Source organism: Pseudovibrio sp. WM33, from assembly GCF_001623165.1.
GTDB lineage: Bacteria > Pseudomonadota > Alphaproteobacteria > Rhizobiales > Stappiaceae > Pseudovibrio.
In genome coordinates, this window is sequence record NZ_LMCK01000131.1 from 46,715 (window position 1) to 54,917 (window position 8,203).

Genomic DNA, 8,203 nt, shown 5'->3' on the forward strand with positions numbered 1-8,203 from the left:
AAAAACTCAAGCGAAATTAATTAACTCACAAAACCTTTCATCTTAACGCTAAAAAACGCAAACCAGCGCACATAGCGACGCAACGCTGGGATTTCATAAAAACCCCAGCAAATGAGCCATTTAAGACGAGAAATCAGACATTTTCAGCCAGCCGTGAGAGTTTAATCAACACAGCAGCGGTGCCCTTCAATCGATCATCTGCAGACGGCCAGTCACGGGTCAGCACCACCTTCTGATCTGGGCGGATCTTGGCGAGGATAGTTTGTTCCGCGATGTAGGATACCAGCCCCGCCGGATTGTTGAACTCGCCATTACGGAAGGCAATCACGATGCCCTTCGGCCCAGCGTCAATCTTTTCAACGTTCGCTTTGCGGCACAGCCCCTTGATGTAGACAATCTTCAGAAGGTGTTGAACTTCCTCAGGAAGTGGCCCGAAGCGGTCAATCATCTCAGCCCCAAAGCCATCGATGTCTTCAAGCTCCATTAGATCCGCCAGGCGGCGATAAAGCTCAAGCCGCAACTGAAGGTCCGGCACATATGTATCGGGGATAAGAACAGGCGTGCCGATGGCAATTTGCGGGGACCACTTGTCTTCCTGGAAGTCCTCACCGCCAGATTTAAGCTGGGCAACCGCCTCCTCCAGCATCTGCTGGTAAAGCTCAAAGCCAACCTCTTTAATATGCCCGGACTGCTCTTCCCCAAGCAGATTACCCGCTCCGCGAATATCCAGATCATGTGATGCAAGTTGGAAGCCAGCACCCAAATTCTCTAGGCTTTGCAGCACCTTAAGGCGGCGTTCAGCAGTAGGTGTCAGCGTCTTGTTGGCAGGAACAGTAAACAAAGCATAAGCCCGCGTCTTCGACCGTCCCACGCGCCCACGGATCTGATAGAGCTGCGCCAGACCAAACATGTCCGAGCGGTGCACAATCAAAGTGTTCGCGTTTGGTATGTCCAATCCGGACTCCACAATTGTGGTTGCCAAAAGCACATCAAACTTACCCTCATAGAAGGCGTTCATGATGTCATCCAGCTCCCCGGCAGGCATCTGCCCATGCGCAGAAACCACTTTAACTTCAGGCACATTCTCTTCCAGGAACGCCCTCACCTCTGCCAGATCAGACACGCGCGGACACACATAAAAACTCTGCCCCCCGCGATAGTGCTCACGCAGCAAGCTCTCGCGGATAACCATCGGGTCAAACGGGGATATAAACGAGCGCACAGCCAAACGGTCCACCGGCGGTGTCGCAATGAGGGAAAGCTCCCGAACGCCCGTCAGTGCCAATTGTAAGGTACGAGGAATCGGGGTCGCAGAGAGGGTCAGAACGTGAACATCACTTTTCAGCTCTTTCAACCGTTCTTTATGCTTCACACCAAAATGCTGCTCCTCATCGATAATGAGAAGACCCAGATCCCTGAAACCAATAGCTTTTCCCAGAAGTGCATGCGTTCCGATGACGACATCGACAGAGCCTTCTTTCAGCCCCTTCTTGGTCTCAGACAGCTCCTTACCGGGGACAAGTCGCGATGCCTGCCGCACTTCAATCGGCAATCCATTAAAACGATCCGCAAAGGTCCGGTAATGCTGACGCGCCAACAACGTGGTCGGAACCACAATCGCCACCTGCCTCCCAGACATCGCCGCCAAAAACGCAGCCCTTAGAGCAACTTCCGTCTTACCAAAGCCCACATCACCACAGATAAGCCGGTCCATCGGACGCCCTGATGCCATGTCATCAAACACCGATTCAATGGCGCTCATCTGGTCATCAGTCTCATCATAAACAAACCGCGCAGTGAACTCATCATAAGCCCCCTCAGGAGCCGTAATCGCAGGAGCAGTTCGTAACGCACGTTCTGCTGCAATCTTGATCAGGCCATCGGCAATCTCAAGAATACGCTTTTTCATCTTGGCTTTACGGGCCTGCCATGCCCCGCCGCCAAGCTTATCTAACTGAACTTCCTGATCTTCTGAACCGTAGCGCGTCAGTAGCTCAATGTTCTCGACAGGAAGGTAAAGCTTGTCCGACCCTGCATATTGCAGCTCAAGACAGTCATGCGGCGCCCCAACAGCCTCAATGGTCTTCAGCCCGATAAACCGGCCAATACCATGCTCCACATGCACAACAAGATCACCGGGGGCCAGAGCAGAGGCCTCAGTAAGAAAATTCGCCCCTTTGGACTTCCGCCGACGCTGACGCACCAGACGGTCACCGAGGATATCCTGTTCCCCAATGAAGGCCAGATCATCAATCTCAAATCCATGTTCCAGCCCAAGAAGGATCAATGCCGTCAGCCCAGCGGGTACCTTACCCAGTTCAGCAGAATTGCCCGCATATCCGGTCCGGTCCAGCCCATGATCGCTCAGAACTTGGGTTAACCGTTCACGAGAACCCTCACTCCAGCAAGAAAGAACCGCCCTCTTCCCATCCTTGGCAAGAGCTGACACATGCTTGGAAAGCGCATCAAAAATATTTACATCACCCGCAGCACGTTCAGCCGCAAAGTTCCGTCCCTGACGCCCCCCCATATCAATCGCAGTCTTGCCCGTGCCCGGAGGCATAGCGAACGGGGATAACTGAGCAGAAGCCCTGTCTGCCACAAATGTGCTGAACTGGGTGTCCTGAAGATAAATGGCAATTGGCGGAATAGGTTTATACGGCACACCAGAGGAAAGCGCTTTGTTGTGGAGCCCGTCCTGACGCGCACCAAAATGCTCTTCAATCTGCTCAAGGCGCTCCTTGATCATGTCCTCAGCACTGGCATCCAGCACAACTGGCGTTTCACCAATATAATCAAACAGGGTAGACAGGTTTTCATGGAACAGAGGCAACCAATGCTCCATCCCCGCATAACGGCGCCCCTCACTGATGGACTGATAGAGAACATCCTCAGGCCCAGCGGCCCCAAAAGCAGTCACATAGTTACGACGGAACCGCGAAATCGTTTCAGGATCAAGAATGATCTCGCTCATAGGAACAAGCGTTAGACCCTTCTTCTGCGCCAGCGTTCTTTGATTATCCGTATCAAAGGAACGAATGGACTCCAGCGTATCCCCGAAGAAGTCCAGGCGCACAGGCTCTTTGGTTGCCGGAGAAAACAGATCAATGATCCCGCCGCGAACTGCATACTCCCCGGTTTCACGCACTGTTGGCGTGCGGGCAAAGCCATTGACTTCCAACCACTTAACGATCTTGTCGGGATTAATACGGTTGCCCGGCATGAACGAGAGAATATGATTGGCCGTCCACTCGCGAACAGGCATCCGCTGCAAAGCTGCGTTCACTGTTGTGATCAGAACAAACTTCTTTTTCTTCGGCAGCCCCTTTGCCAACCGAAGCAAAGTCAGCAACCTGCGCGCAACAATCGCTCCATGAGGCGAAACACGGTCATACGGCAAGCAATCCCATGCAGGCAGCTGAAGCACTTCCACATCAGGCGCAAAGAACCCCAGAGCCTCTGTCAGCGCCGCCATACGAGTTGCATCCCGCGCAACATAAGTCAGCGCAAGGCCGCCCTCCCCAACTTCAGCAAGCACCTTTGAAAGCACGTAGGCTTCTGCTCCATCAGGAACGGAAGCAAGCGTGATGTTTTCACTTTTTTTGAGCAAACTTTCAAACACGGGAGGGGCAACCTTATTATTTCAAATCGTCGGCGGGCAATAACAGACACCTGATCTACAGCAAATCAGAGGTCACAGCGCAATCAGCTTCCAGCCTTGTCCTTGTAGTAATCGAGGATCTTGCGGAACAGATCTGTGTTCGCTTCATCGGGGACTGGCTTCGTACCAATAAACCATGAGAAGAGATCCTGATCATGATGCTGCAGAAACACTTCCAGCTCATCCAGCTCTTCATCACTCATCTGAACAATATGCTTTTCAACGTAGCCACCAAGCATGATGTCCATTTCCTTCATGCCACGATGGTGACAGCGGAAAATGATACGTTTACGGCGGTTATCCAGTCCAGTGTTCTCGTTTTGATCTTCGCTCTGCGCACTCTGATCCATCGTCGTTTCCTTAGAAGGTCGCTGATCCTTGTCACTATCTGCAAATAGATAGGGCCAAAATGTTTCGCCTGTATACAACCCTTATTTTCATCTGTCAGTGTTTTCTTAAGGGCGTTGCACAAATCACAGGAACATGGCACAGATCAGATCTGCTGTTCACGTTCTGGTCTATATGGTATGCGCCCTACTCGCCTTGATCCTCTTTTCGCTTCGGTCACCAAACTTCCGGGTATCGGCCCCAAGATTGCGAAGACCATAACAAACCTGCTTGTCGGCAGCCCGGACCGCGACGCCCGCATTTCCGATCTGCTCTTCCATGTTCCGGTAAATGTTATCGACCGACGCTTGCGCCCAGGTGTCTCCGGCTCCCCCGAAGGGGAAATCGTGACGCTTGTGCTCCACATAGACCAGCACCGCGCACCTCCACGCGGCAGCCGTGCCCCCTACAAGGTTCTGGCGCATGATGAGACCGGAGCCATTGAGCTGGTATTCTTCCACGCACGTGGAGATTTCTTGCATCGCACGCTGCCCGAGGGTGAGAAGCGCATCGTCTCTGGCAAGGTCGAATGGTTTAACGACCGTGCCCAAATGGTGCACCCAGATCACATGGTCTCTGAGGAAGAAGCTGAAAATCTGCCACTCGTAGAGCCTGTTTACCCGATGACAGCGGGCCTTGCTTCCAAAACGCTCCAACGTGCAATGGGCACCGCTCTTGAGTTTCTCCCGCAAATGCCTGAGTGGCAAAACCAGCCCTTCATAGAACAACGCGATTTCCCGCCGTTTGATGTTGCCTTACGCTCCATACACAAGCCGGAAGATGCCAGAGATCTGGCACCAGAAGGCAAAGCCCGCGAACGCCTCGCTTACGATGAGTTTCTGGCAAACCAGCTAGCCCTTGCTCTCGTACGCAACTCTCTGCGCCACATGGGCGGCAAAGCCCGCAAAGGAGACGGCTCGTTGCGCCGAAAGATCCTTGCAGCCCTCCCGTTCGAACTCACAGGCGGTCAGGAAGAAGCGCTGAAAGAGATCTTCGATGATCTGGAAGAGCCAACCCGTATGCTGCGCCTGCTTCAGGGCGATGTTGGGTCTGGCAAAACGGTCGTCGGCCTCCTGGCAATGGCAGCAGTTATTGAGACAGGCGCTCAAGCCGCTATGATGGCTCCAACGGACATTCTGGCCCGCCAACACTACGCCTCCATGAAACCTCTGTGCGATGCAGCAGGCATCCGCACCGCTGTTTTATCAGGTAAAGACACAGCCAAAACTAAACGCGAGATTGGCGAAGCGTTGGAAGCAGGTGAAATCGACTTAATTGTCGGCACTCATGCGCTCTTCCAATCAACGGTCAATTTCAAAGACCTTGGCATCACGATCGTAGACGAGCAACACCGCTTTGGTGTCCACCAACGACTGGCTCTGTCCTCCAAAGGTGCCCACGTGGATGTGCTTGTGATGACAGCAACACCAATCCCACGCACGCTGGTCCTCTCTTATTTCGGCGATATGGACGTCTCCCGCCTGACCGACAAGCCAAAAGGCCGTCAGGAAATCAAAACAGTCTCCATATCCCTGGATCGCATCGGTGAAGTTGTTGACCGCCTGAAAGCGATGATTGCACAGGGACAGAAGATTTATTGGGTCTGCCCTCTGGTGGAAGAGTCTGAAAAGATCGATCTCGCCGCTGCCGAAGAACGCTTCAACGACCTGCAAAACGCCCTAGGCCCGGTGGTTGCTCTCGTTCATGGACGCCAGAAGGCTGATGAGAAACAAGCCGCCATGGACGCCTTCAAAAATGGTGACGCCCGTGTGCTTGTAGCGACCACCGTGATTGAGGTCGGCGTTGACGTCCCGGACGCAACCATCATCGTGATTGAACATGCCGAGCGCTTTGGCCTTGCACAGCTCCATCAGCTCAGAGGACGTGTTGGCCGCGGAAGCCTAGCCTCTTCATGTCTGCTCCTCTTCAAAGCTCCTCTTAATGAGACAGCGGCATCTCGCCTCAACATCCTGCGCCAAACCAACGATGGCTTTCTTATCGCAGAGGAAGATCTGCGCCTGCGTGGTGAAGGGGAGCTCCTGGGCACCCGTCAGTCCGGTACACCCGGTTTCAGGCTCGCTTCCATTGAAGATCATGCAGACTTGATGGAGATCGCACGCGATGATGCAAAACTCATCTTGGCCACGGACCCAGAGCTAGAAACAGAAAGAGGCGACGCCTTGCGCCACCTCTTGTATCTCTTCGCCAGAGACGAAGCTATCAAACTGCTTAGAGCGGGCTGACCTATTCAGCTGCGACAGTCTCTGGACCATCGCCGCTTTTGCCAGCTTTCTTACGTTGATGCGCCTCAACAGCCTTTTTATCCTCGCCCTCTAACAGCTTCGGATATTCCGGGCTGACAAGGCCAGCTGAAATCACCAGCTTTGCGGCATCTTCAACGCTCATGGAAAGCTCGATGATGTCCTCGCGCGGCACAAACAGCAAAAAACCAGAGGTCGGGTTCGGCGTGGTTGGCAAGAAGACAGAAACCGTATCCGCTTGTTCTTCCAGATGCGCGGCAACTTCACCCTTGGTGTCCGTGGCAAGAAACACAATCGCCCACAAACCTTTGCGCGGATACTCAACCAGCCCTGCTTTGGTGAAGTTACGTCCACTGTCATTCAAAACAGTCTCAAAGATCTGTTTCAACGCAGAATAAAGGTTACGCACCAATGGCATCCGGCCAAGAATGGACTCGCCAACGCTGATGAGCGAGCGCCCCGCAATGTTAGCTGTCAGGAAACCAATCACCGTTATTGCCAGCAATGCAGCAAACAATCCAAAACCCGGAACTTCGACCGGCAGATAGTTATCTGGATTGTAGATAGATGGCAGGAAGGGCTTTACCCAACCATCAATCAATTGGATCAATGACCAACTCAGATAAAGCGTAATACCAACCGGACCCGTGATCACAAGGCCAGTAAAGAAATAGTTCCGCAGCCGCGTCATAAACCCAACGCGCTTTGGCTTTTTATCCCCGTCAGATCCCATCGGCCAAACTTTCATAATTCGGGAACCTTCCGCTTTATATCAGCGACAAGGCGCAGGTATATCCGTGCTTCTTTACGAACTAGTGTATTTTGTCGGTTTTGCAAGTTCCTCTTGAAAAAGAATTCATGCTTCTCATCTAAGAGGGTGGATATGTTAGCCATGGTCGCCGGTTGATGCGCCAATAGCCAAACTCCCACTATTGTCAGCACTCACCAACACGGCGTATAAGGCATATCATGCTTGCCGGAAGTGGAGCTCTCTGTGAAGAAGCTATTCTATATGACGCTTGGATTAGCCTTAGTGGCCACAGGGATCGTTGGCATCTTTTTACCGTTGCTGCCGACAACAATTTTCTTCATTCTTGCAGCAGGTTGCTTTGCAAAATCCAACCCACGTCTGGAAAACTGGATCCTGACACATCCAAAGATTGGACCAAGTGTCATCCAATGGCAGGAACATAAGGTCATCCCCAAAAGAGCAAAATTTTTTGCCTTCACAGGCCTGATCTTTGGCTACCTGATGTTCCTGAAAATGTCACATCCAACAATCTTGCTCGCCGTAGCAGTCGCCCTCATGATGTGCGCCATAGCCGCCTACATTGCCAGCCACCCCTCCAAACCACTGGCAACTTGAAAGTCTCGACCTCGTAAACAAGACTTGCCTGAACAAGTGCATCCAATTGGCAAGTAAAGTCGAGGTTCCTGAAGATTTACTGCATCCGCCTGCTAGTGCGGATAAAACTCACCCACTTTGATGCAACAGTCCCACCACTTTTCGAGGTTCAAACGGATTTAAACTTCTCACTGATTCCGCTTCTGGACATGCGGCTCGCTTTGCTACACACATATCAAGAACTGGACAAATGCGTCAAATACGCGTCAAGCATCAATATGGTGTGTTTGCGAGTGATGGAGGTCCCCCCGGAGTTGGCCCAGACTACACTCTCGCTTGTTGCTGCTGTAGATGACTCTAAGCGGTTCAAGAGTTTGCGAACGGCTGCGGCTCATTTTGGTCTAACGCCAAGGCGGTTTCAGCCAGGGGAAACTGACAACCCAGGCCGGTTCTCCAAAGCCGGAGATATGCAACTCCGCTGTGTCCTTGAGCCTCCCCCTTTGAAGTGATCCGCCCTTATAGTTAGGAAAGCGGAGGACCAATGATGGC

6 protein-coding genes are annotated in these 8,203 nt (G+C 52.6%); 3 read left to right on the plus strand and 3 right to left on the minus strand.

Annotated elements, in window-relative coordinates:
* Positions 1-133: 133 nt before the first annotated feature.
* Both mfd and PsWM33_RS23500 read right to left on the minus strand, forming a co-directional pair.
* A complete protein-coding gene (gene mfd, locus PsWM33_RS23495; RefSeq protein ID WP_063301823.1) occupies positions 134-3,622 on the minus strand; it encodes a transcription-repair coupling factor in 3,489 nt (1,162 codons plus the stop codon).
* 83 nt (positions 3,623-3,705) lie between these two features.
* Positions 3,706-4,011: an FAD assembly factor SdhE gene (locus tag PsWM33_RS23500; RefSeq protein ID WP_057466199.1), complete on the minus strand. Its 306-nt coding sequence runs from the start codon at positions 4,009-4,011 to the stop codon at positions 3,706-3,708.
* Between the two features lie 177 nt (positions 4,012-4,188).
* Between PsWM33_RS23500 and recG the strand changes: the two genes are divergently transcribed.
* Positions 4,189-6,291, plus strand: coding sequence for an ATP-dependent DNA helicase RecG (gene recG, locus PsWM33_RS23505; RefSeq protein ID WP_063301824.1), 2,103 nt, complete (start codon positions 4,189-4,191; stop codon positions 6,289-6,291).
* A gap of 1 nt (position 6,292) precedes the next feature.
* Here recG and PsWM33_RS23510 read toward each other — a convergent pair whose 3' ends face one another.
* Positions 6,293-7,042, minus strand: a complete 750-nt coding sequence (locus PsWM33_RS23510; RefSeq protein ID WP_063297010.1) for a DUF502 domain-containing protein — start codon at positions 7,040-7,042, stop codon at positions 6,293-6,295.
* Positions 7,043-7,303: 261 nt separating this feature from the next.
* Here PsWM33_RS23510 and PsWM33_RS23515 point away from each other — a divergent pair, with 261 nt between their 5' ends.
* Together PsWM33_RS23515 and PsWM33_RS28910 are read left to right on the plus strand one after the other, a co-directional pair.
* The gene (locus PsWM33_RS23515; protein ID WP_342585940.1) at positions 7,304-7,675 is read left to right on the plus strand and encodes a YbaN family protein; all 372 of its coding nucleotides are present in this window, start codon (positions 7,304-7,306) and stop codon (positions 7,673-7,675) included.
* 275 nt (positions 7,676-7,950) lie between these two features.
* A complete protein-coding gene (locus tag PsWM33_RS28910; protein WP_369327096.1) occupies positions 7,951-8,163 on the plus strand; it encodes a transposase in 213 nt (70 codons plus the stop codon).
* Positions 8,164-8,203 lie beyond the last annotated feature (40 nt).

What these genes read in the sequence shown, in the direction of transcription:
- PsWM33_RS23500 (WP_057466199.1), bottom strand. Translation starts at nt 4,011, where the DNA reads ATGGATCAGAGTGCGCAGAGCGAAGATCAAAACGAGAACACTGGACTG.
- recG (WP_063301824.1), top strand. Translation starts at nt 4,189, where the DNA reads ATGCGCCCTACTCGCCTTGATCCTCTTTTCGCTTCGGTCACCAAACTT.
- PsWM33_RS23510 (WP_063297010.1), bottom strand. Translation starts at nt 7,042, where the DNA reads ATGGGATCTGACGGGGATAAAAAGCCAAAGCGCGTTGGGTTTATGACG.
- PsWM33_RS28910 (WP_369327096.1), top strand. Translation starts at nt 7,951, where the DNA reads ATGGAGGTCCCCCCGGAGTTGGCCCAGACTACACTCTCGCTTGTTGCT.